Source organism: Bradyrhizobium sp. CAR08, assembly GCF_052871955.1.
Genome location: NZ_JBIXJX010000031.1, coordinates 46,962 through 73,759, shown reverse-complemented (window position 1 = coordinate 73,759; position 26,798 = coordinate 46,962). Strand labels below are relative to the sequence as shown.

At 63.3% G+C, this 26,798-nt stretch carries 25 protein-coding genes and 2 pseudogenes; 15 read left to right on the top strand and 12 right to left on the bottom strand.

Annotated elements, in window-relative coordinates:
* A pseudogene (locus ACIPUD_RS37345) lies at positions 1–124 on the top strand (IS481 family transposase); the annotation flags it as partial.
* 170 nt (positions 125–294) lie between these two features.
* Here the strand turns inward: ACIPUD_RS37345 and ACIPUD_RS37340 are convergent.
* The 4 genes from ACIPUD_RS37340 to ACIPUD_RS37325 form a co-directional block, all read right to left on the bottom strand.
* Entirely contained in the window at positions 295–2,019 is a 1,725-nt protein-coding gene (locus tag ACIPUD_RS37340) for an FAD-dependent oxidoreductase (protein WP_446482673.1), read from the bottom strand.
* Positions 2,020–2,078: 59 nt separating this feature from the next.
* Positions 2,079–3,086, bottom strand: a complete 1,008-nt coding sequence (locus tag ACIPUD_RS37335; protein ID WP_446482672.1) for a S1C family serine protease — start codon at positions 3,084–3,086, stop codon at positions 2,079–2,081.
* Between the two features lie 91 nt (positions 3,087–3,177).
* The gene (locus ACIPUD_RS37330; protein ID WP_018457169.1) at positions 3,178–3,627 is read right to left on the bottom strand and encodes a hypothetical protein; all 450 of its coding nucleotides are present in this window, start codon (positions 3,625–3,627) and stop codon (positions 3,178–3,180) included.
* Positions 3,628–3,634: 7 nt separating this feature from the next.
* Positions 3,635–5,233 (bottom strand): GMC family oxidoreductase, encoded by a 1,599-nt coding sequence (locus tag ACIPUD_RS37325; RefSeq protein WP_446482671.1) that lies wholly within the window; start codon positions 5,231–5,233, stop codon positions 3,635–3,637.
* A 196-nt stretch (positions 5,234–5,429) separates the two neighbouring features.
* Here ACIPUD_RS37325 and ACIPUD_RS37320 point away from each other — a divergent pair, with 196 nt between their 5' ends.
* Positions 5,430–6,218: a thermonuclease family protein gene (locus ACIPUD_RS37320; protein ID WP_446482670.1), complete on the top strand. Its 789-nt coding sequence runs from the start codon at positions 5,430–5,432 to the stop codon at positions 6,216–6,218.
* Positions 6,219–6,437: 219 nt separating this feature from the next.
* On the opposite strand, the gene cyoD is transcribed toward ACIPUD_RS37320, so the two are convergent.
* Genes cyoD through ACIPUD_RS37300 form a run of 4 tightly spaced genes read right to left on the bottom strand, consistent with a single transcriptional unit; the run spans position 6,438 to position 10,288 of the window.
* On the bottom strand, positions 6,438–6,827 hold the full coding sequence (gene cyoD / locus ACIPUD_RS37315) for a cytochrome o ubiquinol oxidase subunit IV (protein WP_018457172.1): 390 nt from the start codon (positions 6,825–6,827) through the stop codon (positions 6,438–6,440).
* A complete protein-coding gene (locus ACIPUD_RS37310; protein ID WP_446482669.1) occupies positions 6,824–7,465 on the bottom strand; it encodes a cytochrome (ubi)quinol oxidase subunit III in 642 nt (213 codons plus the stop codon). Before ACIPUD_RS37310 ends, cyoD begins: the two co-directional genes overlap by 4 nt.
* Positions 7,465–9,465 (bottom strand): cytochrome o ubiquinol oxidase subunit I, encoded by a 2,001-nt coding sequence (cyoB, locus tag ACIPUD_RS37305; protein ID WP_085362444.1) that lies wholly within the window; start codon positions 9,463–9,465, stop codon positions 7,465–7,467. The genes ACIPUD_RS37310 and cyoB overlap by 1 nt, the downstream gene beginning before the upstream one ends.
* Positions 9,455–10,288, bottom strand: a complete 834-nt coding sequence (locus tag ACIPUD_RS37300) for a ubiquinol oxidase polypeptide II (protein ID WP_018457175.1) — start codon at positions 10,286–10,288, stop codon at positions 9,455–9,457. Before ACIPUD_RS37300 ends, cyoB begins: the two co-directional genes overlap by 11 nt.
* A gap of 231 nt (positions 10,289–10,519) precedes the next feature.
* Here ACIPUD_RS37300 and ACIPUD_RS37295 point away from each other — a divergent pair, with 231 nt between their 5' ends.
* From ACIPUD_RS37295 to ACIPUD_RS37285, 3 genes are read left to right on the top strand one after another with little or no spacing between them, the layout of a single operon-like run.
* On the top strand, positions 10,520–11,332 hold the full coding sequence (locus ACIPUD_RS37295) for an SDR family NAD(P)-dependent oxidoreductase (RefSeq protein ID WP_085352071.1): 813 nt from the start codon (positions 10,520–10,522) through the stop codon (positions 11,330–11,332).
* Positions 11,333–11,346: 14 nt separating this feature from the next.
* Positions 11,347–11,901 carry a carboxymuconolactone decarboxylase family protein gene (locus ACIPUD_RS37290; protein ID WP_085362226.1) on the top strand — a complete coding sequence of 185 codons (555 nt, stop codon included), beginning with the start codon at positions 11,347–11,349 and terminating at the stop codon, positions 11,899–11,901.
* Position 11,902: 1 nt separating this feature from the next.
* The gene (locus tag ACIPUD_RS37285; protein ID WP_085352069.1) at positions 11,903–12,703 is read left to right on the top strand and encodes an SDR family NAD(P)-dependent oxidoreductase; all 801 of its coding nucleotides are present in this window, start codon (positions 11,903–11,905) and stop codon (positions 12,701–12,703) included.
* A gap of 169 nt (positions 12,704–12,872) precedes the next feature.
* On the opposite strand, the gene ACIPUD_RS37280 is transcribed toward ACIPUD_RS37285, so the two are convergent.
* A complete protein-coding gene (locus tag ACIPUD_RS37280) occupies positions 12,873–14,213 on the bottom strand; it encodes a PQQ-dependent sugar dehydrogenase (protein ID WP_446482668.1) in 1,341 nt (446 codons plus the stop codon).
* Between the two features lie 233 nt (positions 14,214–14,446).
* On the opposite strand from ACIPUD_RS37280, the gene ACIPUD_RS37275 reads away from it, so the two are divergent.
* Both ACIPUD_RS37275 and ACIPUD_RS37270 read left to right on the top strand, forming a co-directional pair.
* Entirely contained in the window at positions 14,447–15,637 is a 1,191-nt protein-coding gene (locus tag ACIPUD_RS37275; RefSeq protein ID WP_446482667.1) for a urate hydroxylase PuuD, read from the top strand.
* A gap of 147 nt (positions 15,638–15,784) precedes the next feature.
* Positions 15,785–16,642: a VOC family protein gene (locus ACIPUD_RS37270; RefSeq protein WP_446482666.1), complete on the top strand. Its 858-nt coding sequence runs from the start codon at positions 15,785–15,787 to the stop codon at positions 16,640–16,642.
* Positions 16,643–16,980: 338 nt separating this feature from the next.
* On the opposite strand, the gene ACIPUD_RS37265 is transcribed toward ACIPUD_RS37270, so the two are convergent.
* Positions 16,981–18,015, bottom strand: coding sequence for a L,D-transpeptidase family protein (locus tag ACIPUD_RS37265; RefSeq protein WP_026233320.1), 1,035 nt, complete (start codon positions 18,013–18,015; stop codon positions 16,981–16,983).
* A gap of 183 nt (positions 18,016–18,198) precedes the next feature.
* On the opposite strand from ACIPUD_RS37265, the gene ACIPUD_RS37260 reads away from it, so the two are divergent.
* Positions 18,199–19,155, top strand: a complete 957-nt coding sequence (locus tag ACIPUD_RS37260; protein WP_018457183.1) for a lytic transglycosylase domain-containing protein — start codon at positions 18,199–18,201, stop codon at positions 19,153–19,155.
* Positions 19,156–19,204: 49 nt separating this feature from the next.
* On the opposite strand, the gene ACIPUD_RS37255 is transcribed toward ACIPUD_RS37260, so the two are convergent.
* Positions 19,205–20,329 carry a DUF1236 domain-containing protein gene (locus ACIPUD_RS37255; protein ID WP_446482665.1) on the bottom strand — a complete coding sequence of 375 codons (1,125 nt, stop codon included), beginning with the start codon at positions 20,327–20,329 and terminating at the stop codon, positions 19,205–19,207.
* 102 nt (positions 20,330–20,431) lie between these two features.
* Here ACIPUD_RS37255 and ACIPUD_RS37250 point away from each other — a divergent pair.
* Positions 20,432–20,692, top strand: a pseudogene (locus ACIPUD_RS37250) (NUDIX domain-containing protein); the annotation flags it as partial.
* Between the two features lie 210 nt (positions 20,693–20,902).
* Here the strand turns inward: ACIPUD_RS37250 and ACIPUD_RS37245 are convergent.
* Positions 20,903–21,877: a Bug family tripartite tricarboxylate transporter substrate binding protein gene (locus ACIPUD_RS37245; RefSeq protein WP_026233321.1), complete on the bottom strand. Its 975-nt coding sequence runs from the start codon at positions 21,875–21,877 to the stop codon at positions 20,903–20,905.
* A 442-nt stretch (positions 21,878–22,319) separates the two neighbouring features.
* On the opposite strand from ACIPUD_RS37245, the gene ACIPUD_RS37240 reads away from it, so the two are divergent.
* The 6 genes from ACIPUD_RS37240 to ACIPUD_RS37215 all read left to right on the top strand — a co-directional run bounded on the left by ACIPUD_RS37240 (position 22,320) and on the right by ACIPUD_RS37215 (position 26,793).
* Positions 22,320–22,976, top strand: a complete 657-nt coding sequence (locus ACIPUD_RS37240) for a hypothetical protein (RefSeq protein ID WP_446482664.1) — start codon at positions 22,320–22,322, stop codon at positions 22,974–22,976.
* Complete coding sequence (locus ACIPUD_RS37235) at positions 22,937–23,254, top strand: HGGxSTG domain-containing protein (protein WP_338014102.1); 318 nt, start codon at positions 22,937–22,939, stop codon at positions 23,252–23,254. Before ACIPUD_RS37240 ends, ACIPUD_RS37235 begins: the two co-directional genes overlap by 40 nt.
* 407 nt (positions 23,255–23,661) lie before the next feature.
* The gene (locus ACIPUD_RS37230; RefSeq protein WP_039799972.1) at positions 23,662–24,012 is read left to right on the top strand and encodes a hypothetical protein; all 351 of its coding nucleotides are present in this window, start codon (positions 23,662–23,664) and stop codon (positions 24,010–24,012) included.
* A 358-nt stretch (positions 24,013–24,370) separates the two neighbouring features.
* A complete protein-coding gene (locus ACIPUD_RS37225; protein WP_446482663.1) occupies positions 24,371–25,777 on the top strand; it encodes an invasion associated locus B family protein in 1,407 nt (468 codons plus the stop codon).
* Between the two features lie 334 nt (positions 25,778–26,111).
* Positions 26,112–26,456: a hypothetical protein gene (locus tag ACIPUD_RS37220; protein WP_085362217.1), complete on the top strand. Its 345-nt coding sequence runs from the start codon at positions 26,112–26,114 to the stop codon at positions 26,454–26,456.
* 103 nt (positions 26,457–26,559) lie between these two features.
* The gene (locus ACIPUD_RS37215) at positions 26,560–26,793 is read left to right on the top strand and encodes a HAMP domain-containing protein (protein WP_446482662.1); all 234 of its coding nucleotides are present in this window, start codon (positions 26,560–26,562) and stop codon (positions 26,791–26,793) included.
* Positions 26,794–26,798 lie beyond the last annotated feature (5 nt).

The window sequence follows — 26,798 nt, the reverse complement described above, 5'->3', positions numbered from 1 at the left end:
GCTCGACCGCGACGGCCGCTACGGAATCTTCTTTGCCAGTTGGCAGGTCGGATCAATCGACTTGACGCGCAGCCAAACTGTCAGTGATGTGTCCGAACAGGCGTCAGCTATGTCTCCGGTCTAAACAAAAGGCGGGCGACCCAGTACTCCGAGGCGGTTGTGATTAGTCCGATGGGCTGCGGCGTACTGGATGCCCCGCCTGCCGCCTACGCTAAAGCTTCGGCGCGCCCAGACTTCGACCTCGGCGAAGCCTTGGCGTAGCCGGGTCGCGGGGCATGACAGCGGTGGAAATGGCTAGACCAACGCTGTGGCCGCACTCGCCCCGGCCACACTCCCCTCCGCCAGATGCCTTCCTGCGATGTACCCGAACGTCAGTGCCGGTCCCAACGCGATCCCCGGCCCGGGACAATTGCCGTTCATGATCGAGCCCATGTCGTTGCCGCAGGCGTAGAGGCCCGCAACCGGCGTGCCGTCCTCGCGCAATACGCGCGCCTGGGCATCCACCTTCATGCCGATCGCCGTGCCGAGATCGGCCGGATAAATCCGCATCGCAAAGAACGGCGCGTAGAGGATGGGCGCAACGCAAGGGTTCGGCTTGTGGCTGATATCACCAAGGTGTCGCTGAGAGATGGTGCTGCCGCGACCGAACTCGGGATCGCGGCCGTCCTTCGCATCGGAATTGTAGTTTGCGATCGTCGCCGCGAGTATCGACGGCTTGATGCCGATCTTCGCTGCGACCTGCGCGATATCAGCGGCCTCGACCAACTCGCCGCTCGCCACATAGCGTCTGATATTGCGGGTGAACGGCTTGATGCGGCCTAGGCCGTAACTCCACAGGAACGGACGGTCGCAGATCAGATAGAACGGCCGGTCCGATTCGCCGTCACCGTCACGCAGCATCGCGAGCACGAACTCGTGGTAGGACAGCGCCTCGTTGGCGAAGCGCCGGCCGGCCGCATTGACCGCGATCACGCCGGGCTTGGCGCGGTCGGTCGCTGTATGCGGGAAAACACCACGGCTTCCATCGGCACGCCGGAACAGCGAGGCCGGCACCCAATAGGCCGGGCTCGTCGCATCCGTATTGAGCGCTGCGCCGGTTACAGTCGCGAGGCGGAGCCCGTCACCCGTGGCGGACGGGTGGGTCGCCGAAATGAATCCGGCAGCGGGTGGGAAGAAGCGCTTGCGCAAGGTTGCGTCGTGCGAAAAGCCGCCGGTCGCCAGCACCACACCGCGCCGCGCGGCGATCAGGCGATCGCGCGAGCCATGACGGATAATTACCCCGCCGACCCGCTCGCCCTGCGTGGACAGGCCTTCGACGTCCGCACTAAAGAGGATCTCAACCTGCCGGGCCAGCAGCGAGGCATACAGCCGTGCGGCGAGTGCGTTGCCAAGCTGCAGCGTCGTGCCGCGCGGGCCGCGCAGCCGCTGCCACGCATGCTCCGAAACCAGCCGCGCCGCGCGAAGAGTCGAGCGCAGCGATCTTCCGGCCCGGTGCAAATGCGGGATGTCGAGGCGGTTGACCATCATCCCGCCGAACAGCGTGAACTCCGGCACCGGCGCGCGCAGCCGCGCGAATGCGGCCCCCAGCCGCGTGCCGTCGAAGACGACCGGCTCGAGCACGCGCCCGCCCGGCGTCGCGCCCAATCGCTCCGGATAATAGTCCGGACACGCTTCCACCGGCTGGAGCCGCACTTGCGTGTTGGATTCGAGATAGGTGACCGCCTCCGGTCCGCGCGCGAGGAAAGCGGCGCGGAGGCCCGCATTGGCGGGCTCCGGCACTGTGCTCGACAAATATTGCACGGCGTCCGTTACGCTATCGGAGAGCCCCGCCTCTTCCATCTTGGCATTGGCGGGAATCCAGACCGTGCCATCGGACCACGCGGTGGTGCCGCCGACGAAAGCGGTCTTCTCGATCACCAACACGCGCAGGCCTTCGGCGGCGGCGACGGCCGCGGCCGTCATGCCACCGGCACCGGCGCCGACGACGATGACATCGTAGGTCTCATGCGCCGGCATCATGCGGCGGGGTTCCCGAAGCGAGGCATGACACCGTCATACCCCGCTTAGGCGCCCACACGCTAGCGGGCCGGCTTGCGCTCGACCGGGTCGATATCGATCGCCCGCAGACGGCCGAGCCGCAGGACGTCCATGGCGAGCCGCCGGCCGATCCGGTCGCGGTCGAGCACACGGATCAGATCGTCGACGCCGTTGATCTCGACGCCGTCGAGGCCAATCACGACATCGCCGGACAACAGGCCCGCCTTCGCCGCCGGCCCGTCCGGCTCGATCTGCGCCAGCAGCGCGCCCATCTCGTTTTCGACACCGGCCAGCACCGCATGCCGCCGCGGAATCGGCGCGGTCTGGCCGGCCACACCGATATAGGCGCGGCGGACATAGCCGTGGCGGATGATCTCCGATAGCACGAATTGCGCGGTGTTGCTGGCGACCGCGAAGCAGATGCCTTGCGCGCCGTTAATGATGGCGGTGTTGATGCCGATCACCTCGGCATTCGACGATACCAGCGGGCCACCGGAATTGCCGGGGTTGAGCGCAGCGTCGGTCTGGATCACGTCCTCGATGGTGCGGCCACTGACCGAGCGGATCGAACGCCCGAGCGCCGAGACCACGCCGGCGGTGACGGTCGATTCAAAGCCGAGCGGATTGCCGATCGCGATCACGAGCTGGCCCCGCCGCAAGGTCTTGGAGTTGCCGAGCGCCGCATAGGGCAAGTTCCTCACGCCATTGGCGCGAAGCAGCGCAAGATCAGTGTCGGGATCGACGCCGAGCACCCGGGCGTCGCCGACATGGCCCTCGACGTCGCGCAGCCGGATCTCCTTTGACGAGCCGACCACGTGGCTATTGGTGAGCACGAGCCCATCCGGCGAGATCACGATGCCGGAGCCGAGCCCGCCGCGCTCGCGGCCGTTCGGCACTTTTGGTCCGGTCTCGACGCGCACGACGGCCGGACCGACACGGTCGGTCACGTCGATCACGGCATTGGAATAGGCATCCAGCACGGCCCGGTCATCGACCGGGACAGATGCCGGCGTTCGCGACGACGATGCGTCAGAAGTAAAATCCAACATGATAGGAGTCCTTGGGGCTCACACAGATGGTGGCCTGCTCCGTGAGGCGCAAGGGACCCGTCCAAGGCGCAAGGCTGGACTGCCCAGGTGGCTAGGGCGCCCGTCGCAGCGTGCCGGCCCTTGCCTTGACCGGGTCGAGCAGCGACCAGTCGCCATCCGGCAGCACATGGCCCTTGGGAAAAGGTGCGCGCGGCTCGATCCCGAGCGAGCCCAGCACACGGTCGTCGCGGTAGTAGCATTGCAGCACCACACGGACGAGCGTCGCGGCAGCCGGGCCGCCATGCCTGCGAAACTCCTGCGCCACCGCATCGCGCCTGGCAGCATCGAGCTCGGCCAACGGTTGGCCAGCAAGCCGCGCCAGATGGTCGAGCGCCGCCACCACCAGTTTGCTGTCCCGTCCCAACGTCGCCAGCATGTCAGCCTGGATCGCGGGATCGTCGGCGCCGGGCACCTTGTACTCTTCGCTGGCGGGAACGATCATCGCGGCGATGGCTCGGAGGTCGTCGCGCTGGGCGCGTGTCAGTTGGTTGTCTGCGGACATGATGGCCTCAGTCGAAGAGATTGGCGAGGCGCTGCTTCATCTGGTCGGCGATGTAGAGCGCGAGGGCCTGGATGGTGGACGTTGGATTGACCCCGCCCGAGGTAACGAAGATGCTGCCGTCGACGATGAAGAGGTTTTTGACGTCGTGCGCGCGGCCCCATTCGTTGACTACGGAGCGTTCGGGGTCGGTGCCCATGCGTGCCGTGCCGAGCAGGTGCCAGCCGCCCCAGGGGATCGGCGAGTTGACGCAGATGTCGCTCGCCCCAGCGGTTTCGAGAATCTCCCGGCCCCGCGCCAGCGCATGCTCCATCATCTTCCGGCTGTTCTCGCTGATCGTGTAATTGATCTTCGGCGCGGGAATGCCGTGACCGTCCCTCAAGACCGGATCGAGCGTAACCTGGTTATGCTCCTCCGGGAGGTCCTCGCAAATCGCGGAAAAGCCGAGCCGGTGGCCGTTGAGCTTGCGGAAGACGTGGTGATGATCGGCGCCCCACGGCAAGATCCCCTTCTGCTCGCTCACGACCGCCTCGAACACCGGCCCGGCGCCGCGCACGAACTGGACGCCGTAACCGCGCACGAAGCCGCGCGACAGGTCCGTGTCATACCATTCCTTGCTCCACAGGCAGGTCGGCGGCGCGCGGTTGCTATCGGTCGGCTCCTTCACATAGCCGTAGATCTGCGCATAGGGATGGAACATCAGGTTCTTGCCGACGAGGCCGGACGAATTGGCAAGCCCGTTCGGAAAGCGGTTCGATGCCGAATTCAGCAGCAGCCGCGGCGTGCCGACTCCGTTGCAGGCGACGATAACGACATGCGCCGGCTGAAACTGCTCGACGCCGTGCTTGTCGTAATAGACCACGCCGGTGGCCATGCCGCTCTCGTCGGTGGTAATCTCGCGCACACGGCAGTGCGTACGCAGCTCGACACCGGCGCGGACCGCATGCGGCCAATAGGTGATGTCGGTCGAGGATTTGGCGCCTTGCGCGCAGGCCGGCGTGCAATGGCCGAGATTGATGCAGCGCGCGCGGCCCTCGTAGTCCATGGTCGCGACCGTCGTATCCGACGGCCACCAGTGCCAGCCAAGCTTGTTCATGGTCTTGCCGATGATCGCACCCGACAATCCCATCGGCTGTGGCGGCATCGGCGGATGCGTCAGCGGCGAGAGCGGGTCGCCCGACAGGCCAGACGTGCCCATCATCCGGTCGTTCTCTTCGAAGAACGGGGTCAGCGCGTCGTAATCGATCGGCCAGTCGTCGGCGACGCCGTCGAGCGTCCTCACCTTGAAATCGGAGGGATGCAGCCGCGGCCAGTGCGCGGTGTACATCACCGTCGAGCCACCGACCGCATTGTAGTTGACGACCTTGATCGGCGAATTGTCGTCGTTGATCGGATAGTCCTCGGGCCGGCCGCGGACGTTGGGGCTTGACGACCACTCGCCGTAGAATTTGGCCTCCCAGTCCCGGCCCGTGCTGGGATATTCCGCCGGGTTCATCCAGCCGCCCTGCTCCAGGCAGAGAATATGCATCTTGGTCTCGGCCAGCGACCATGCCACCGCCGCGCCTGAAGCGCCGGCGCCGATGATCAGGACGTCCACAGGGTCATTCATCACAAATTTTTCCTCCCTTCGCCGCTTCCCGGGCGATTCGGCCTCCGCTCCACGAGGCCGGCGAACGATAGGATCAGAGCTGCGGCCGAGTAAAGCCACGAGGCCCGAATGTCGCACTTCGCGGGGCGCAGACCATTGGTATCGCCACATCCGGATGCTAGGAACAAGGCGCACGAGCCATCGATAGCGAGACCTTATGTCCTTCCGAAAATCCTTTGCCAACGCCCGCGCTTTTGCGTTCGTTTGCTTTCTCGCCCTGTCCGGATTTCTGGGCACCTCCGGCCCCGCCTCGGCGCTGACCGCCGCCGTGACGGTCCGCGACGGCAACGCCATCCAGCTCGGCGACGTCACCTACCGCCTCGACGGCGTCGACGCACCCGAGCTGGACGAGGTCTGCATCGACGACCACGCCGATCCCTGGACCTGCGGGATCGAGGCCCGCGACCAGCTCGCCAAGCTGATTGGCAAGCGATCGGTGCGTTGCGACGATGTCGGACCGGAAAAGAGTTTTGGCAAGCGGCACCGCGCGATCTGCACGGCCGAAGGCGACAAGACCAGCTTGAACGAGCAGCTGGTCAAGCTCGGCTATGCCATTGCTCGCGAGCCGGCCAAGGCGAACGTCAAGTCTGCCGCCGCCGACGCGAAATCAACCTCGGCCGGAATTTGGAAGGGCTGCTTTGTTGCACCGCAAGAATTCCGCACCGGCAAGAAGGACGGCGCGCTCCTGGGCGCCGCCTGCCGCGCCGACCGCGACAAGGAGATTCGCGCGGTGTTGTTTCCCGAGGATCTGACGATGCCGCCGAGCTGTGGCATCAAGGGCAAGCTTGCGGTGCGCGCGCGCGTGACCGGCAATATCGGCATCTACCATTTACGAGGCTGTCCGAGCTACCCAGCGACCACCAAGCCGGACCGTTGGTTCTGCTCTGAGGACGACGCCCAGGCTGCGGGCTTCCGCAAGGCCTACAATTGCCGGCGGCCAAAATAGCGAAGCTCATCACGCAGCCGTGAGCGGCAGCCGGAGACAGTATTCATCCGGAATTGAACTCTATCGGGAGTTGCTGCATTTGTAAGCGTACGCGAGCGCTTTGCGCGAGCGTTTCCTTGGCGGCAATCCGGCTCCGGCCCGATTGCTTTGCTCGGGCGTTTCCTCCCTAGACTTGGGCCGCTTGTCACAACAAGCGGCTCTTCTTTTTTGCACAATGCGCTAGCGGCGCATCGGCATGATCTGATCCATGGCCGGCATGTTCGCGTTTAGATGCGCCATGATCCAGACGGTGCCACCGACCACCAGGAACACCACCAGCAGCCCGAAGGCGAGCGCCAGCACGTTGTTGGTATTATCGGGGCCGGTGGTGATGTGCAGGAAGAACACGAGATGCACGCCCATTTGCGCGATCGCCAGCACGATCAGCGCGACGGGAATCGAAGGCTGCCAGACCAGATCCGTGCCCGCGATGAAGAACGACGTCGCCGTCAGCAGCAACGCGAGAACAAGACCGACCACGTAGCCGAGGATGCGCGTCCCGACACTGTGTTGCTCCTCATCGCCCGGCGCAAGATCATGGCCGGCCGGCATATGCGTCTGATCGCTCATACGCCACTCCCAAGCAAATAGACGACGGAGAAAACTCCGACCCAGACGATGTCGAGCGCGTGCCAGAACAGCGCAAAGCACATCATCCGGCGCAGCACGTCGGCACGAAAACCCTTTGCGAAGACCTGGGAGATCATGGTGAGCAGCCACAATATGCCGGCGGAGACGTGGAGGCCATGGCAGCCGACGAGGGAGAAGAACGAGGTCAGGAAAGCGCTGCGCGATGGGCCATAGCCGCGGGCAACGAGATCAGCGAATTCGCGAAACTCAATGACCAGAAAGATGAGGCCGAGCAAACACGTCACGGCCATCCCGAGATAGAACCACAGCCGGTTGCGCACATCGGCCGCGATGCTCGCCATGCCACACGTGAAGCTTGACAGCAGCAGGCAGACCGTCTCGATCGCGACGTTTCGCGGCTCGAATATCTCCGAACCCTTCGGGCCGCCGGCGGTCTGGTCGGCCAGCACCGCGTAGGCCGCAAAGAAGCAGGAGAACATCACGATGTCGGAGAGCAGGAAGATCCAGAAGCCATAGGCGGTCACGATGCGCTTCGGCGCCGGCCCGGGATGCTCGATAACGAGGCCGATGTGATGGGGATCGGCGTGCGCTCGGCCGGCGGTCGCGGTCATTGACATCAGACTGTCCCCGCCATGCTGACGAGGCTGCGCCGCTCCTCGAGGTTGACGCGGTCTATCGCCGCGACCTCCTCGGCCGGAATGACGTATTCGTCATGGTCGCGCCAGGCGAACACGACGAATGTCGCGAACGCTCCGATACCGCCCAAAATCACCATCCACCAGATGTGCCAGATCAGCGCAAAGCCCATGACGGTGGCGAAGAACGCGCAGACGAACCCGGTCGGCGAGTTCCTGGGCATCTCGATGTCATGATACTCGGGCGCATCATGATCGAGCGATTGCTGCTTGGCATGAGCCTTCATGTCCCAATAGGCATCCTCGCCGCGCACATCGGGATTGAAAGCGAAGTTGAAAACGGGTGGCGGCGACGACGTCGCCCATTCCAGCGAGCGGCCGTCCCAGGGATCGCCAGTGCGGTCGCGCAGGGCCTCGCGGTTGCGGATGCTGACCACGAGTTGCACGATCTGGCAGATCACGCCGATCGTCAGCACGGCCATGCCGACCGCTGCAACCAGCATCCATGGCCGCCACGCCGCGACGTCATAGTGCTGCATGCGCCGTGTCATGCCCAGCATGCCGGCGACGTAGAGCGGGATGAAGGTGACGTAGAAGCCGAGGAAAGTGAACCAGAATGCGAGCTTGCCCCAGCGGTCGTTGAGGCGAAAGCCGAACGCCTTCGGGAACCAGTACTCGAAGCCGGCGAAGGCGCCGAACAGCACGCCGCCGATGATGACGTTGTGGAAGTGCGCGACCAGAAACATGCTGTTGTGGAGAATGAAATCGGCCGGCGGCACCGCGACCAGCACGCCCGTCAATCCGCCGATGATGAAGGTGACCATGAAGCCTATCGACCACAGCATCGGCGTCTCGAAGCGGATGCGTCCGCCATACATCGTGAACAGCCAGTTGTAGATCTTCACTCCCGTCGGTATCGCGATGATCATGCTGGCAATGCCGAAGATAGCGTTGACGTCGGGACCCGCTCCCATCGTGAAGAAGTGATGCAGCCAGACCATGAAGGAGATGACGCAGATCGCCATGGTCGCCAGCACCATCGAGCGATAGCCAAACAGCGCCTTGCCGGAGAAGGTCGAGACCACCTCGGAGAAGATGCCGAAGGCCGGCAGAACTAGGATGTAGACCTCGGGATGCCCCCAGGCCCAGATCAGGTTCATGAACATCATGACATTGCCGCCGGCCTCATTGGTAAAGAAGTGGAAGCCGAGATAGCGGTCGAGCAGCAGCATCGCGAGGGTGGCGGTCAAAATCGGGAAAGCCGCGACGATCAGGAGGTTCGAGGCCAGTGTGGTCCAGCAGAACATCGGCATGCGCAGATAGTTCATGCCTTTGGTGCGCAGCTTCAGCACCGTCGTCACGAGATTGATGCCGGCCACCAACGTGCCGACGCCGGAGATCTGCAGCGACCATGCGTAATAATCGACGCCGACGCCCGGCGAGTAGGACAGTTCCGACAGCGGCGGAAAGGCGAGCCAGCCGGTGCGGGCGAACTCGCCGATCACGAGCGAGAGATTGACCAGCAGCGCACCGGTCGCGGTCAGCCAGAAGCCGACCGAATTGAGCGTCGGGAAAGCGACATCTCGTACGCCAAGCTGGAGCGGCACGATGAGATTCATCAGTCCGATCACGAACGGCATCGCCACGAAAAAGATCATGATGGTGCCGTGCGCGGAGAATATCTGGTTGTAGTGCTCCGGCGGCAGATAGCCTTGCGACTGGTAGGCGACCGCCTGCTGAATCCGCATCATGATGGCGTCGCTGCCGCCGCGCAGCAGCATCACCGAGGCCAGCAGGATGTACATCACGCCGATCCGCTTGTGGTCGACGCTGGTGATCCACTCGTGCCAGAGATAGGGCAGATGCCCCTTCACCACGACCCAGGCCAGCACGCCGAGAATCCCGACCAACACCACGGCGCCTGCGATCAGCGGTATCGGCTGATCGAACGGAATGGCCGACCAATCGAGCTTACCGAGCATCATGGCCTCCACTGTGCGACCGGCCTGCTTCGGATGCGAGCTCCGGCCCCGGTCCCGGCGGAATGTGCTGGGTCGCGATCAGGTCGAACAGTCGGGGATCGTCGAGCCTGTAGCTTGGCCTGCCCTTTTCGACGCCCTGCTGCATCAGCTTCTTGTAGCTGTCCTCATTGAGGACAGCATCGCTCTTCGCCGTGGTCGCGACCCAGTCCGGAAAGGCGAGCGGCGAGACCACGTTGACGTCGAACATCATGTCCGGAAATCCGTCGCCGGAAAAATGCGCCGACAGTCCCTGCAGCTTGCCTTCGTTGTCGGCGCGTAGGTTCAGCTTCGTCACCATGCCGTTCATGGTGTAGATCATGCTGCCGAGCTGCGGGATGAAGAAGGTGTTCATCACGCTCGAGGACGTCAGCTGGAAATTCAGCTCGGCGCCTGCCGGCACCGTCAGCGTATTGACGGTGGCGATGCGCTGGTCCGGGTAGATGAAGAGCCATTTCCAATCGAGCGAGACGGCCTGGATGCGAACCGGGCTGCCGGTGCCGGGCACGGGTGCCGCGGGATCGAGCTGGTGCGAGCCGATCCAGGCGACGCCGCCGAGCAGGATCACCGTGAGCGCGGGGATCGCCCACACCACCATCTCGACGCGCCCGGAATAGACGAAGTCGGGCTGAAACTTTGCTTTGGGATTCGAGGCGCGAAACCAGAACGCAAAGGCCAAAATCGCGAAAATGGTCGGCACCACGATCGCGAGCATGATGAAGACGGAATCGACCAGGATGGTGCTGTTGGCCGCAGCCACAGGCCCTTGTGGATCGAGCAGATTCATCGGCAGGCCAATGACGGTTGGAAAGCCCCGGGGCAGAGCCTAGCGCGGGAAAGGCTCCGCAACAAACGCGATTGCGTGAGATCGGTTCCTAACGGCGCGGTCGATCGTTCGCCCTTCTCGCGCGGCGGCATGCAATTCCATGCGATGTCAATGACATGAAAGCGGGAGCCGGCCCTTCTCGCCGCTCCGCGCGATTGCTAGACTGCACGAAAATATTTGGGATGAAACGACATGCAGGGGCCCGAGGACGATCCCGGTCTCGCCGGCAAGGTGGCGCTGGTCAGCGGCGGGGGCGCTGCGGGCGACGGCATAGGCAACGGCCGCGCCGCCGCAATTCTACTGGCTCGCGCCGGCGCCAAAGTGCTGGTGGCCGATCGCGATCTCAAGCTCGCCGAACGCACCGTGGAGATGATCGCAGCCGAAGGCGGCACGGCCGCGGCGCATGGCGGTGACGTCACCAGGGAGAGCGATTGCAAGACACTGGTCGAAGCCGCGCTCGACCGCTGGGGCCGGCTCGATTTCCTCGACAACAATGTCGGCATCGGGAGCCGCGGCAGCGTGGTCGACGAAGCGCCCGAGCAATATCGCCGCGTCATGCAGGTCAATGTCGAGAGCATGTTCCTGCTCTCCAAGCACGCGATCCCTGCGATGATCCGGACCGCGCAGGGCGGTGCGATCGTCAACATCTCCTCGATCTCGGCGCTGCGGCCACGCGGGCTCACGAGCTATACGACCTCGAAGGCCGCCATCATCGGTCTCACCCGCGCGATGGCGGTCGATCACGGCCGCGAGAACATCCGCGTCAACTGCATCTGTCCCGGGCCGATGTACACGCCGATGGTCTATGCCCGCGGCATGAGTGAGCAGGCTCGCGTCCAGCGGGAAAAGGCATCCTTGCTGAAAACGGAAGGCACCGGCTGGGACGTCGGCCATGCCGTCAAATTCCTGCTCAGCAATTTTGCGCGCTACATCACCGGCCAGGTGCTGGTGGTCGACGGCGGCGTGACGCTACAAGCCCCCGAACGTGAATCACAAGAACACTGAAAGGAACATCAGGGATGGCTCGCCTGCCCTATCTCGAGGCCGACCAGGTCGCGCCCGAATATCGCGACATGCTCAAGCGCAACACCAATCTGCACAAGCTGCTGATCAATTCGCCGGATATGGCGCGCGCCTTCAACGGCATCGGCGGCTACATCCGCTTCAAGAGCAAACTCGACCCGCGCCTGCGGGAGCTTGCGATCCTCCAGGTCGGCTGGATGGAGAAGTCGGAATACGAGTTCACTCATCACGTGAAGATCGGCACGGAGTTCGGCGTCACCGACGATGACATCGCCGGCCTGATGGCGGAGACCGACGGTAGGCCCTCGACGCTCGAGCCACAGGCCAAGGCGATCCTGAAAGGTGCCCGCGAGATGGTGCGCGAACTCGCGATCTCGGATGTGACCTTTGCCGAGATCAAGCAGCATCTCTCGGACGAACATATGGTCGACCTCGTGCTGACCATCGCCTTCTATTGCGGCGTGGTGCGCGTGCTCGCCACCATGAAGATCGACAACGAGCCATATTACAAAGAGGTACTCCAGCAGTACCCGATTCCGGGAGTGAACTAACATGCGCTTGAAGGACAAGGTTGCGGTCGTTGTGGGCGCCGGGCAAAGCCCGGGCGAAGGCATGGGCAACGGCCGCGCCACGGCGCTGACCTTCGCGCGCGAGGGCGCCAAGGTGTTGTGCGTCGATCATCATCTGGAATCAGCGCAGGAAACCGCGGCCATGATCGCCGCGCAGCATGGCACGGCAGCGGCGTTCAGGGCCGACGTCACAAAGTCTGCCGACATCAAGGCAATGGTCGCGGAGGCACAGGCGCGCTGGGGCCGGATCGACGTGCTGCACAACAATGTGGGCGTCAGCCTGTCCGGCGGCGACGCCGAGCTGCTGCAAATCACCGAGGAGGCGTTCGACCGCGTCGTCGCGATCAATCTGAAGAGCTGCATTCTGGCGGCGAAAGAGGTGATCCCGATCATGCGCGCGCAAGGAAGCGGCGTGATCATCAACATCTCCTCGATGGCGGCGATCACCACCTACCCTTACGTCGCCTACAAGGCGACGAAATCGGCGATGATCGCCTTCACCGAACAGCTCGCCTACCAGAATGCGGAATACGGCATCCGCGCCAACGTCATCCTGCCGGGCCTGATGAACACGCCGATGGCCGTCGACACCCGGGCCCGCGAATGGCACAAGACCCGCGCCGAAGTCGAAGCCGAGCGCGACAGCAAGGTGCCGCTGCGCAAGAAGATGGGCACGGGGTGGGACGTCGCGAATGCCGCGCTGTTCCTGGCCTCGGACGAGGCGAATTTCATCACCGGTGTGACGTTGCCGGTGGATGGCGGAGCGAGTGTGAGACGGGGGTAGACATCCTAAGCACGCTGCTCTTCCTTCTCCCCTTGCGGGAGAAGGTGGCGCGAGGCGCCGGATGAGGGGTTTCTCTCCGCACACGCAGAGGAGTTCGCCGATAGAACCCTCACTCGTCCCGCCGCTGCGCGGCGAGCCACCCTCTCCCGCAAGGGGCGAGGGTACACCTTCATCGCGGCACGCTTGTCACCCGCCAGATCGTCCCGTTGCCGTCCTCCGACACCAGCAGCGCCCCGTCCTTTGCCACGGCCATACCGACCGGCCGCCCCCACACCTCGGTATCGCTCACCACAAACCCCGTGACGAAATCCTCGTACTCGCCGGTCGGCTTGCCGTCCTTCATCCGGATGCGGATCACCTTGTAGCCGGTGCGCTTCGACCGGTTCCAGGAGCCGTGCTCGGCCGCGAAAGCATCGCCCTGATACTCTGACGGAAACTGCGTCCCCTGATAGAAGGCCATGCCGAGCGAGGCCGAGTGCGGCTGCACCAGCACATCGGGCACCGTCACCTTGCCCTTGAGGTCCGGCCGCGCTCCGGCGTGACGCGGGTCTTCGTTGCCGCCGATATAGAACCACGGCCAGCCGTAGAACGCGCCTTCCTTCACGCTGGTGACGTAGTCAGGCACGAGATCGTCGCCGAGCCCGTCGCGTTCGTTGGTCGAGCACCAGGGCAGCCCGGTCTGCGGCTGGATCGCAAGTCCGACGCAGTTGCGGATGCCGCTGGCGTAGATCTTCCGCTCCTTGCCCTCGGGGGTGAAGGCGAGCACGGTGGCGCGTTCGGTCTCGCTGGCCCAGGCCGCACCGAGCGGTTGCGCTTTCGACCAGGCTTCCACGCCACCCGGCGGCGTGCCCATGCCCTCGGCGACGTTGCTGAGCGAGCCGACCGACACCAGCATGCGCTTGCTGTCGGGCGTGAAAACGACGTCGCGGGTGGAATGACCGCCGTCATGCGGCAGGCTCGCGACAATCGTCTCCGCCTTGCCACGCGCCTTGAGATCGCCGGCCTGATAGGGAAAGCGGACGACGCTGTCGGTGTTGGCGACGTAGACCCATTGCGGATTGTCGCCGTTCGGGAAGAAGGCGATGCCGAACGGCTGCCTCATTCCGGCAGCGAAGACCTCGTTGGTCGCGGCCTTGCCGCCATCGCCGGCGCGCAACACGCGGATGTTGCCCGCGCGCGTCTCGGCGACGAAGACATCGCCGTTCGGCGCCACGCGCACGATGCGCGGGGCGCGCAGGCCCTCTGCGAACAGCTCGATCTTGAAGCCGGCCGGGACCTGAAGCGCCCCCTCCGGCGGGCGCGGCACCACGCGCGACGAACTCGCAACCGACCGCGTGGCGCCGGGCCGCACCAGATCCTGCGGCCGGATCAACCTGACCGTGCCAGGCTTGTCGGCCTTCCAATCGCCGTAGGCGTCCTTGCCCTGCAGCACCGGCTCCGCCTGTGCGCAGGTCGCGACCGCGACCAGCCACCCCGCGGACATCGCCACGAACGAAATCCTGTTCCTCACGTCGTTTCCTCCGCCGTTCCGTCTGGCGCATCAACGTCGATCGACGCGCAAGCGCTCTGCGACAGGTCAAATGCCTGCCGAATCCCACGTCAGCTCATGCCCGCACGATGTGCAACAGCCGCAGCCCATCGTACTGGAAAATACGGCTGATCGGTGCGACACATTGTAAGGGCGGGACCGCCGGTTGCGGTCATCAAGGCTGCGGCATTGGGGTCGCACCTGTTGGGGTGATCATGTGGGGATCCATCATATCGGAATGGGCGAGCCTGCTGCTCCGCTGGCTACACGTGGTCGCCGCGATCGCCTGGATCGGCAGTTCCTTCTATTTCATCGCCCTCGACCTCAGCCTTAGGCCCAGGCGCGATCTGCCGGACGGCGTGCAAGGCGAGGCCTGGCAGGTCCATGGCGGCGGCTTCTACCGGATCATGAAATATCTGGTCGCGCCCGCCCAGATGCCGGACGAGCTGACGTGGTTCAAATGGGAGGCCTACACCACTTGGCTGTCCGGCTTCGCGCTGATGGTGGTGGTGTATTATCTCGAGGCCGATTTGTTCCTGGTCGACAAGTCGATCCTCGATCTCACGCCATTCCAGGCCGGCCTGTTCAGCCTCTGCAGCCTCGCGCTGGCGTGGCTGCTCTATGAAGGCGCCTGCCGTACCGGGCTGGCGCAGCGCGAGCTGCCCTTCGCGATCGGCGGCTATCTGTTCCTGGTCGCGTTGACCTATGCTTTCACCCACGTGCTGAGCGGGCGCGGTGCCTTCAACCAGATCGGGGCGATCATCGGCACCATCATGGTTGCCAACGTCTTCGCGCTGATCATCCCGAACCAGAAGAAGATCGTAGCCGCCCTTCTCGCAGGGCAGGCGCCCGATCCGAAGCTCGGCAAGACCAGCAAGGAGCGCTCGGTCCACAACAACTATCTGACGCTGCCTGTCGTCGTGCTGATGATCAGCAACCACTATCCCCTGTTCTATGCCACCCGCTTCAACTGGATCATCGTCGCAATCATCCTGGCGCTCGGCCCCGTGATCCGCCATTTCTTCAACGAGCGGCACGCCGGGCGCAAATCGCCGTGGTGGGTGTGGGGCGTCGCAGCGGTCGGCGTGATCGCGATCCTGTTCCTCTCGGCGGCCGGCCCGCGCGAGGTCAAGACAAGCGCGCTGTCGGCGCAGCCGACGCTTGCCAATGTCGAGGAGATCGTGATGTCCCGCTGCAGCATGTGCCACGCCGCCGAACCGGTCTGGGCCGGCATCGTCACCGCGCCGAAGGGCATATTGCTGGACGCGCCCGAGCACATCCATCGCAACATCCGCCTGATCGGCCGCGTCGCCGCCTGGTCCAATGCAATGCCGCCGGGCAACATCACCGAAATGACCAGCGAGGAGCGCGCCATCCTCGCCGCCTATATCGAGCAGGCGCGCTGACGCCATCAAGTGTCAGATATCGCGCTTCACGGAATGAAATTTCCGCATGTCCCACCGATTTGAAAATGACTTGACCGCCTATCCGGCGTAGACAGGATTTGCGGCCGCCGACGGCGGTCCAGTCAGTTTGCACTCGGGGAAAGAACAGTGGCCCTCAAGAACGTCATCGGTATCGACCACGCCGTGGTCATGGTGCAGGACCTCGACAAAGCCGCCGAAAACTACCGGCAGCTCGGCTTCACCATCTCGCCGCGCGGCACCCACAGCGCACATATGGGCACCGGCAACTACACGATCATGTTCGACCCGGATTATATGGAGCTGCTCGGCGTGCTCGCGGCGACCGAGCACAACGCGCCGGCGCGTGCCTTCCTCGACCAGCGCGGCGAAGGCATCGAGCGCATCGCCTTCACAGCGGTCGATTCCACCGCCGGCGCGGAGGAAATCCGCGCGCGTGGCCTGGAGCCGATCGGCCCGACCGATTTCGAACGGCCCGTGACGCTGCCTGATGGCACGATCTCGGTGGCGAAATTCCGCACCTTCATGTGGCCGACCGCAGAAGCGCCCGGCGGCGTGCGCATTTTTGCCTGCCAGCACAAGACGCCAGAGACGGTGTGGATTCCCGAGCTGATGAAGCACGCCAATGCGGCCAAGCGGATCAAGCAGACATTGATCGCGACGCCCGAGCCCGCGAAGGAAGCCGCGGATCTGGGACAGCTGATCGACCGCGAGCCGAAGGCTGAAGCCGACGGCGCAGTGACCGTGCCCTCCGGTGGCGATCGTGCCGATTTCGTTTACTTGACGCTGGAGCAGCTCGGCAAACGTTATCCCGGCGTGCCGCTCGCGGGTCTTTCCGAACGCGGTGGCGCTGCCCTGGTGCTTGTCAGCGGCGATCTCGCTGCCACCGACAAGGCGCTTGGTTCGGCAGCCGTGCGCAGCGGACCTGCGATCTGCGTGCCGCCGGCCAAGGCGAACGGCACCCTGCTCGCCTTTGTTGCCGGCTGATTTGAACTAATTGTTCAACGAGCGTCTACAGGGCGGCCCCAGGCTTCGGGGCTACCCGCGGCCAAGCGCATGTTCAAAGAGAAATCGCCGATCGCCTATGACGCGCCGGCCGAACTGAAGAAGTGACCGTCGCTGAAGGGCCAGAGGCAAAAGGATCGAGGTCCGCCCTATCCCGTCTACAACGGCACGCTCGCCGACTGCGTCCGCGAGCTCATGGGCAAGCCATCAAGGGCATCTCGCTCTACGATATCATGACGAGGGCAAGCAGCGTTCGACCAGACCGTGCTGTCGCCCGGTGATGCCGCCGAAATCGCGATGCGCAAGGACTTTCCCAAAGACTAGTTCGAGGCGCGCCTACCGCCGGACTTCCGCCGCTGCTCGGACGAGGAGTCCGTCGGCGCATCCAGAAAGACCACCGGTGTGCCGCGCTTGACGTGCTCGCCCAGCGCGCGCACGTCCCAATTGGTCAACCTGACGCAGCCATGCGACGCGGACTTGCTAACCCTGTCGGGCTCCGCCGTTCCGTGGATGCCGTACCCCTGTGCGGACAAGCCGATCCAGTATGCTCCCACCGGATTGTTCGGGCCCGGCTGAACATCGAACGGCTGTTTCGATTTGACGCTTCTGAACTTGTAGTCAGGGTTGTAGTGATAAACCGGATTCTCGTGGGTGCTGGTGACCTTGAGCGTACCGCTCGGCGTCGGACGATCCGGACTTCCGATTGACGCGGGATAGAACGCGATCAGGGTGGCGCCCTGGTCGAATGCTTTCAGCGTCCCGTTCCTTTTGTCGACGTCGAGCCGCGCGATGTTCGGAAGCTCTCGCCGCGCCGGAACGTTTGCAACGACGATGGTCGCTCCCACCTTGTCGAAGGCCTTGTCCGGGTTGAGCGCCTTGAGCAGATCGGCGCTCATGTGGAATTTCTCGGCAAGCCCTTCGAGCGGGCTGGTGTAGCTCAGCGCCTTCAGCGGCTTCATGTCATCAAGCTTGCCGGGCAGCTCCTTCAGAAACGGGCCCTTCACATCCGCGTCCGTGATCTTGTATTCGACGAGGACGGCGCCTTCGCTCGCGGCGTTCAACTTGTCCCAAAGCTCGGGCGCGATCGTTTTATCCGATGCAACGCCGTTCTGCTCGGCGAATGCTTTCAGTGCCTTCTGCGCGTTCTCTCCGAGCTTGCCGTCGATCTCCCCGGGCGAGAACCGCGCACGGTCGAGCAGAATCTGAAGCTTCACGATCGCGGCGTTGAGCTTGTCGCTAGCAGGTTGCTTTGCGGGACGCGCAGCATCGTTTACCGCTGCCGCATCGAGATTGCCCGCAAGCGCCGAAGAGATCGCCGCCAGCGAAATCACCGCGCCAAGCATCCACCGCATCATCTCGCTCGTCCCCATTCGCCAACGCCCCCGCAAATTCGCGGAGCAAAGAGTTTCCGGCGGGAACACCGTAGTAACACCGTGGGAACCGACGAGACCGCAGCTTTGCCGCAATCGCTCGGTTAATAACTCCTTATCGCCGGCGCATCGCTGGCCGTTCACCCACAGTTCGAGGTTGCTCCAGCAATGCGATTTGTCGTCGCGGCGTGCGCCGCGTTCATGATTCTGATGTGCGACTTCGATCCGTCGGCGTCCCGCCAACCATCAGCTTTCGATCACGCCGTTCTTCAAAACACTCAGGCCTCGTCACTTGTTCCGGTGGTCGAGCTGTTCCTTGCAAGCGTGCAGGCCCTCGAGCTCGCCAATGCGCGTGCGGCCTATGAGGAGACCCCCGAGCCGCCGGATACGGTCGAACCCGTCGCGCAGGCGCCGGTTTCGCCGACGGAACGCTTCTGCCACGCGCTTCGCGGAGCTGCCGAAGCCAGCGGCATTCCCGTGCCGTTCTTCGCGCGTTTGATCTGGCAGGAGAGCCGCTTCAAGTCCAACGAGGTCAGCCAGGCCGGCGCGCAGGGCGTCGCGCAGTTCATGCCGGAAACGGCAGCGGAGGTCGGGCTAGATGATCCGTTCGATGCGATGAAGGCGCTGCCGGCATCGGCCAAGTTCCTGCGCAAGCTGCGCGACGATTTCGGCAATCTCGGCCTTGCCGCAGCCGCCTACAACGCAGGTCCCGGCCGAATCCAGAAATGGCTCGCCAAAGAGAGCGAGCTGCCGCGTGAGACACGCGACTATGTCCGCATCATCACCGGCACCAGGGCCGAGGACTGGACCGAACGCGCGGAAGCCCTCGCGATCCGGATCGACCTGCCGCGCGAAGCACCCTGCGAGGGCATCGGCAGCCTGTCCAAGACGAAGGACGTCGCCTGGGTTCCGGTGAACCTGACGCCCTCGGTCGCCACCATCATTCGCAAGGCCGAGCAACTGGCGGCGCGATTGACCGCCAGCCACGCACGCAAGCGGCTCGCGTCTCTGATCCGGAAGAACACCCACGGCAAGGCACGCAGCATGATCGCCGCGCGTGCGGCGGGAAAGAGCGCGAAGGCCCGCGCCATCCGTTTTGCAGCGCGCGAACGATCTTCGGGCTGATGCGCAAATCCGGAAGCCGCTCGATGGAGCGGCTTCCAGTGGCCGCGAACTAGTCGATCTCCTCGATGATGCGGCGTTCGCGGGGCTCGACGACATAGGTCCGCGTATCGCGGTGGATGTAGCGGTACTCGCGCAGGTCGGGCGCGTCCCGATAGACGGTGCTCGGGAATTCCTCGACCTCGACACTCTCGGGAACGCGGTCACCAACATGGATTTCGGACCGCGCGGTGCTGCCGGTGGTCTGTCGTTCGCTCCGTCCCTCGGTGCGGGTCTTCGCATGCTTGCGGATCACTTCGCGATCGCGATCCGAAAACTTGCTGGCGCTGCGCTCACGCGTGGTCGTCGTTGTCGCGGTGGATTGTCCCGAGTACGGCAGCACGGTTACGATCTTGTATGTCGCCGGATCGACCACGACGATTTCATCCTTCACCAGCGCAAAGCTGTAGCCGCGATATTGCGGCACGATCTCGACCACATCGGGTGGCAGCGTCGATAGCTGGACATCGCGCGGCACCACCGTGCCGACGTTGAGCGAGAAATTGACGCTGGTCAGCGGCCGCACGTTGAGATGCGAGATGGACGCGCTGATCTTGGTCTCCTGCTGCTTGTTGAGGTTGACGTCAGTGCGGGCGGCGGCCTGTGAATTGGCACCGGTCCGCTGCTCTTGCGCCTGATTGCTGCTCGGCGTGTTTGGCGATTGCTGGGCCTGGTTGGTACCAGATGAACCAGGCGCCTGCTGCGCCTGATTGGTATTGTTCGACGGAGGGTTGGAGCGATCCTGCGTCTGGTTCGAGTTCGCCGCCGGCGGATTGGCGCTCTGCTGCGAGGCGGGCTGGTTACCGGCCGCGTTGGAATTTGCCGTACCACTGGGCGGCCGCGAGGACGTGTCCGCGCTGTTGGTGGCGTTGGTCCCGGAGCCGGAATTGGCCGATCCGGAAGACGGAGTGGTCGCCTGGGTATTCTGTGTCGACGCTCCGGGCGTTGATGATTGCTGCGGCTGCGATCGCGACTGCTGTGTTTGTGCCGCGCCAGACGGCGACGTGTTGGACGGAGCTGCGGAATTGGACTGGGATTGCGGCGTTTGCTCAGACTTGGTGTTGCTGCTTGGCGATTGCGCAAAGGCGGCGTTCGCCAGCACCAGCCCTAAGGCGGTCGTTGCCAACAGGCGGATCATGGTTCACTCCCTTGTTCGGTCAAAGCGTTGGCTATTAACCTGCGCTAAAAGCGTCTGTTCCACTTTTTCCCGGCCGAATGCGCCGCCTGAACGGAACCTGCGATGCCATCGAAAAGCGCCGGGATCATTGCCTATCGCAAACGTGGGGAGCTCGAGGTTCTGCTCGTTCATCCCGGAGGACCGTTCTGGCGCAACAAGGACCTCGGGGCATGGTCGATTTCGAAGGGCGAGTACGCAGACGAAGACGCAGAAACCGCCGCGCGACGGGAGTTTGCCGAGGAGCTTGGGCTTGAGCTGTCCACGCCGCTGACTTCGCTTGGGGCCAGGTCAGGCAGCGCGGCGGCAAGATCGTCACCGCGTTCGCGGCCGAGTTCGACGTCGATTTGCGCAGCATTCGCAGCAACACATTCGAGATGGAATGGCCGCCACGCAGCGGCAAACGTCAGACCTTCCCGGAGGTCGATCGTGCCGAATGGTTCACGCTCGCAGCAGCGCACGAGAAGATCAACCCAGGACAGCGCCCGCTGCTCGAGCGGCTGGCTGAGGTGGCCGGCAGCACGCCAAGCAGACGCCCTACTCCGCCTTGATGTTCGCCGCCGCCACCACTTCGGCGAGTTCCTTGATCTCCTTCGCGATCTTGGCGGCGTAGTCGGCCGAACTCAGCACGCTGACGACGCCCTGCGTCTCCAGCCGCTCCCGTAACAGCGGATCGTTGGCTGCGGCGACGATCTCCCGGTGCAGCATCTCGAGCGTCGGCGCGGGGGTTGCCTTCGGCATGAAGAAGCCGACCCAGAACGAGATGTCGAAGCCGGGGTAGCCGGCTTCCGCGACGGTCGGCACATCAGGCAACGCCGGCAGCCGCTCGGCGGAGGACACCGCGAGCGCGCGCAGCTTGCCGGCCTTCACCAGCGGCACGGCGGACAAGGGATCGAACACTGCCAGGACCTCCTGCGCGAGGATACCGACCTCGGACGCAGCACCACCGCGATAGGGCACGTGGATCATCTTGACGCCGGCCCTCTCGCTGAGCAGCTCCATGGCGAGATGGGCAAGGTTGCCGTTGCCGCCCGAGCCGTAGGCAAGCGCGCCGGGCGCAGCCTTTGCCGCGGCGACGAGATCGGCGACGGTGTTGATGTTGGCCGTCTTGGAATTCTCCGGATTGACCACCAGCACGAGCGGCGCCGACACGACGGTGGTGAGCGGCGCGAAGTCCTTTTCCGGGTCGTAGCGGATATCCTTGAACAGCGTCTTGTTGAGCGTGATGGTGGAGGAGTTGCAGGCCAGCATCGTGTAGCCGTCGCCTTCCGCACGCGCGACGCCTTCGGCCGCGATCATGCCGTTGGCGCCGGCGCGGTTCTCGACCACGAAAGCTTGTCCGAGCTTGTTGCTCAGCCGATCGGCGACGATGCGCGCGACGACGTCGACCGGGCCGCCCGCGCTGAAGCCGACCATGATCTTGACCGGCCGCACCGGATATTTTTGCGCGAAGGCCTCCGTCGTCACGCACAATCCGGCGACGATCGCCAGCAGGCGAAGCGTTCGTTGCATTCGTTCTCTCCCCAGACGAATCGCGCCACTTCTGCGGGCCGCGGCGCATTCGCGGATCATGATGAGCGGCCGCGGCGGATTTCGCAATCGCGTTTGCGGGCCGGCATTCCGTCGCGCGGCAGGTCGGAGCCGGTTCGAAACAAAAAACGCAAAAACAACCCCATGCACAGTAGCCGACGCTTGCGAGATCAAGAACTTGGACGAACGAGGATTTGCACGAACGAGGATTGCGCGCTTCGCAATCTTCGTTTGACACGTCGGGCAAAACACCGGCAGAATGCCATCATCGCAACAATCGTCAGCGTCCACGCCGCCCGACCACGGGGCGTCGCGCTGCGATTGCGCGTAAGCCCTTCATCAACATCCCGAAAATCCCACAGGCGCGCAAGCCGAGCGATCGATGTCGCGCGCAATGAGCCCGCGCGGGCAAAGGACACAGCACATGACGACATCTGCCAAACGCCACGGCACGCTGCCGGTTGCGGCAAACGATCGCAGCGGCCCCGACGCGAGCCCGCGGATCAAGCTCTACAAGCGGGGAATTGCGATCCTCCACGCGGACCCGCAAGCCGGCGAACGGCTGCTGGCCGAGGCGCTCGGCGCCGCTGACCGCGACGCGCTGCATGGTCTCCTCAAGCAATTGGTGAAGGCCAGCGTGACCGGACGCAAGCCCGATGAAGCCAATCTCGCCTTCATGATCTCGCTGGTGAAGAGCATCGCGCCGAAGGACTCGATCGAGGCGATGCTCGCAGTGCAAATGGCGTCCGTTCACGCGGCCACGATGCGCTCTGCCTGCCGCCTCTCCCTCACCGACGACGTTCCGCAGCAAGAGAGCCTCACCCGCGTGCTGACCCGGCTGGCCCGCACCTTCGCGAGCCAGATCGAGGCACTCAGCCGCCACCGCAACAACGGCGAGCGTGCGATCACGGTCCGGAACTTGTCGGTGCAGGATGGCGGCAGGGCGATCGTGGGCAACGTGACCCAGCACGCGAGCATGATCGTCGCGGAGCCGCACGCTGCGACAGTCGCAGGACTGGTCCCGCCGCGTGAGGCCGGCGCATGCGAACAGGCCGAATCCAGGCAAGGCAGCAATGCATGAGCGGCGACCAAATTCGCAAGACGCGTGCGATGTGGACGAGCCCGCGCTGTGGCGCCGAAACGCGAAACGGCACCACCTGCCGCGCGCCTGCAGTGCACGGCAAGTCTCGCTGCCGCATGCACGGCGGCGCACGGAGATCAGGCGCGCCGAAGGGAAATCAGAATGCGCGGACGCATGGCGAATTCACGGGTGATGCGGCCGCTGAACGAGCGCAGGATCGGGCCGTGCTGAATGATGCGTTGAAGCTCCTTGCGGAGCTGTCGCGAGTTGCCGAATAGGCCATAAAGGCGATGCACCGTAGATCGCAATCGTCGTTGACGAACGCGGTTGTGGAGACCCGCAACAGATGCCCTGCAGACTCATGCACCGTGGGTCATTTCCTTAAGTCTGTGAGGGCTTTGGTCGGCTACGCCGTCATGAGCGGACAAGCTCGGCGCCAGCTGAGAGGTCGGCTAAGGGCAGGCTAGGCCAAAGAAGCAGCTGCACTGACCTTTAGTTGAAGCGTTGTCGTATTTGAACCTTCGCTCGAATTTCCGGACTCACCTCAGTGGGGATGGGAATGAACTGTCCCATCACAGCATCGAGCGATCGTCAGCGGCAGTTGCAACGGATTTAGTTTCCGGGTTGCCAGCCTAAGCCGCACCAAGCCAGCGGATCGGCCGGCGAATATCGCGGAGGCAAACAGATGTTTCCAGCGAAACTTGCGGCATCGTTGCTGGGTTCAGCGTTGCTACTGACGCCGGTCCTTGCACGCGACGATGGCCGATACGACCACTCTCCGCTGAAGTCTTGGTTTGAAAGCTTGCAGAGCGAATTTGGAAAGTGCTGTACTGATGCCGACGGATACATAGTGTCCGATGCCGATTGGGAGTCCAGTCGGGGCCGTTACCGCGTCCTCATCGACGGCGAATGGGTGCTCGTACCTGACGGTGCGGTTGTCACAGAACCAAACCGCTTCGGCCGTACAATGGTCTGGAGGCATTACATAGACGGCCATCCGCGCGTCCGATGCTTCATGCCCGGATTCATGACTTGACCTCACTTTCAAGGTGCTCCGCTTCGGGTCATTCGCACCGATTTGCCCGCGTATTCTCGATGTCCGCTATGGCCCTAGCTGCCGGCGTGCCGGATACTTCGCCTTCAGGCCCACAAGCAGACCAACGACGATAGCGGCGGCGGGGTTAAAGCTCGAAACAGGCCCTAAGGCCGTCAAAAAGCCAGGAGCCGCATGAAAGGCCGTGCACGCTCATCCGAGTTTCCGACGACGCTTTTTTTGCTAGGCCACTAAGCCGCACGACGTCGGGAACTTGCGGTTGGTCGCTTTGATCCAAATCAACGGATTCCTGCCTCCGAGACCTAGCGTCAGACCCAGACCAGATCGTCGGAGAAAGAAGATGCTGAAGCACTTGCTGGCCATTCTTCTTTTGCTGGCTTTCCCCTCGGCAGTCCATTCCCCAGCCGCGGCAGATGACCGAACTGCGGGACAAGTAATCCAAGAGGAAATTTGGGCGCTGCCGTTTCCACTGCCGGTGCTTGCCTTCCTGGTACGGCCGGTCGGAGATGGTCCGTTTCCGCTAGTGGTTATGAACCATGGAATTTCGCTGGAAGCCAACCAGCGGACGATGTTTCCGGCGATCGAGTATCGGGACGCGGCACGTTGGTTTGCACGTCGCGGTTATGTGGTCATCTCGCCCATCAGGTACGGGGCCAGCAGTCTCGATGATAAAGATCAGGGTCTCTACGGAGCCGTCTTTGCCCACGTCGGTAGCTGCGACAGCCCAAACTTCCGTGGTCCCGGGCTCGCCATCGCCACTCTGAACGAGTGGGTCATCGACTACATGAGCAAGAAGAAGATGATCCAGCCGGGTAAGGTCATCGTCGTTGGCCAGTCGGGCGGCGGATGGGGCTCGATTGCTCTTGGGAGCCTAAACCCGTCATCAGTTCAGGCCATCATTACCTTTGCAGCGGGACGCGGAGGCCGAGTTGACGGCAAACCCAACAACAATTGTGCTCCCGACAAGCTCGTTGCCGCCACCAGCGAATTCGGCCGCACCGCACGCGTACCGATGCTTTGGATCTACGCGGAAAACGACAGCTACTTCGGTCCGGAATTGACGATGAGGATGCATCAGGCCTTTGTCGAAGCGGGCGGAAATGCCGATTATCGTATGCTCCCGTCCTTTGGGACCGACGGGCACTTCATGATCGATTTCGCCGACGCGGTGCCGATCTGGTCGCCCTTGGTATCGCAATTTCTGGAGAAGCATTCAGCGACCGCTCCGCCGCTTGGGCAGCCAGTCAACGGCCCTTCTGCCCAGCGGGAGCCTCCGTCGAAGCCGCCACGATTGCGGCTGCCTGAGAACATCCATTTCTCAACCTGGAAAAAGCTTTGTTTCGCCTCATCCGATCGAACCAACATATGCCGATCGACGTCAACCGCCACGGACGATCTCGATCAGATCGTGGCCCGTGTCGATCTGATCGAACGAGCTGACGGTCCCGCTCGCCTGCAGCTGTTCGTTCCGCAAGGGGCAAATCTGCAGCAGGGAGTCAAGGTGACGGTAGATCAAGGCAGTCCTGTCCAGGTTCCTTTCACCTGGTGTCTCACCAACATCTGCATCGCAGCACGTGGAATTGAACCAACGGTGGCGGCTCAAATGGAAGCCGGCCAACAGCTCAAACTCGAACTCACAGACCTTTACTCCTCTTCGGTGACGATAAAGTTGCCGCTGAGCCAGTTCGGGGCTGTTCACCAAGACCCGCCTGCCGAAACTTTCGATTTCAGCCTGACTGAAGAATGAATGGAGTTGGACCGCCTGACGGGGCTGACCGAAAGGAAGCTCGACTGTGAGTACGTCGGATATGCCTCTACGGAGCACGAGACAACGGATCCTCGCTCTTAACGGACTGAAAAAATTCTCCGGATCGACGATCAAGCAGTCAATCCGGCAGCGAATTGTAGCAATCGCTGTCGACTGATCATCCTCATGCTCGTGACGTCGGTCCTATCGATCGCGATGGTCAGGCGAGTCGGCTACCTGCTTGATGAGCTCTCTGCACGTTACGCACCTATCAACGCCCCGTCTGACACGGATCAATACTCTATCGCTCGAACGAGGCCTCGGGCTCCGCCGCATGGTGATCGCGAAGATGCAGGAGCCGCCCGATGTGCTCGGATATAGAGCCCGCTTGGAGCTCTACAACGAGAAGGGAGCCGAGGTCGAAAGCGAAGCGCAAGCCGCGCGGACACTGATCAATTCGATCATTGAAGACACAAGTACACCATCGGACAACGCAGCCCTGGCGCGCATCGACAACCGGATTGAAAATCTGGACGATACTCGCCGCCAGCTGAAGCAGGAGACCAGAGAGCTACTTTCACACCTTGAGGCGAGAGACTTTCCAGCGGCGAGACGCAGCCTTGCGCGAGCAGACGCTGTTCGCGACGACTGGATGAGAAGGTCAGTGCTATTCGATTGAGTATGCTGACCGTCAGCGAGGGGGCTATCGCAAAAGTGAGGTCGAAACAGACCCAGGTGGCGCTGACCTCGGCCATCGTGACGCTGCTTGCCGCGATCGTCGATTGATCTTCGCCAATCTGGTCAGCGGCGGCATCATTCGCTCTGTCCGACTATCGCTTGAAGGTGCCCGCGCGGTGGAAGCGGGTCAGCTCGATCAATCAATCGATGTAAGGGCGACTGACGAAATCGGACAACTGGCTGCCGCCTTCAATCGAATGATTGTGCAATTGCGCAACAACCAACGCATCAAGGAAACATTCGGAAAATACATCGATCCGCGCGTCGTTGAAGGCTGATCGAT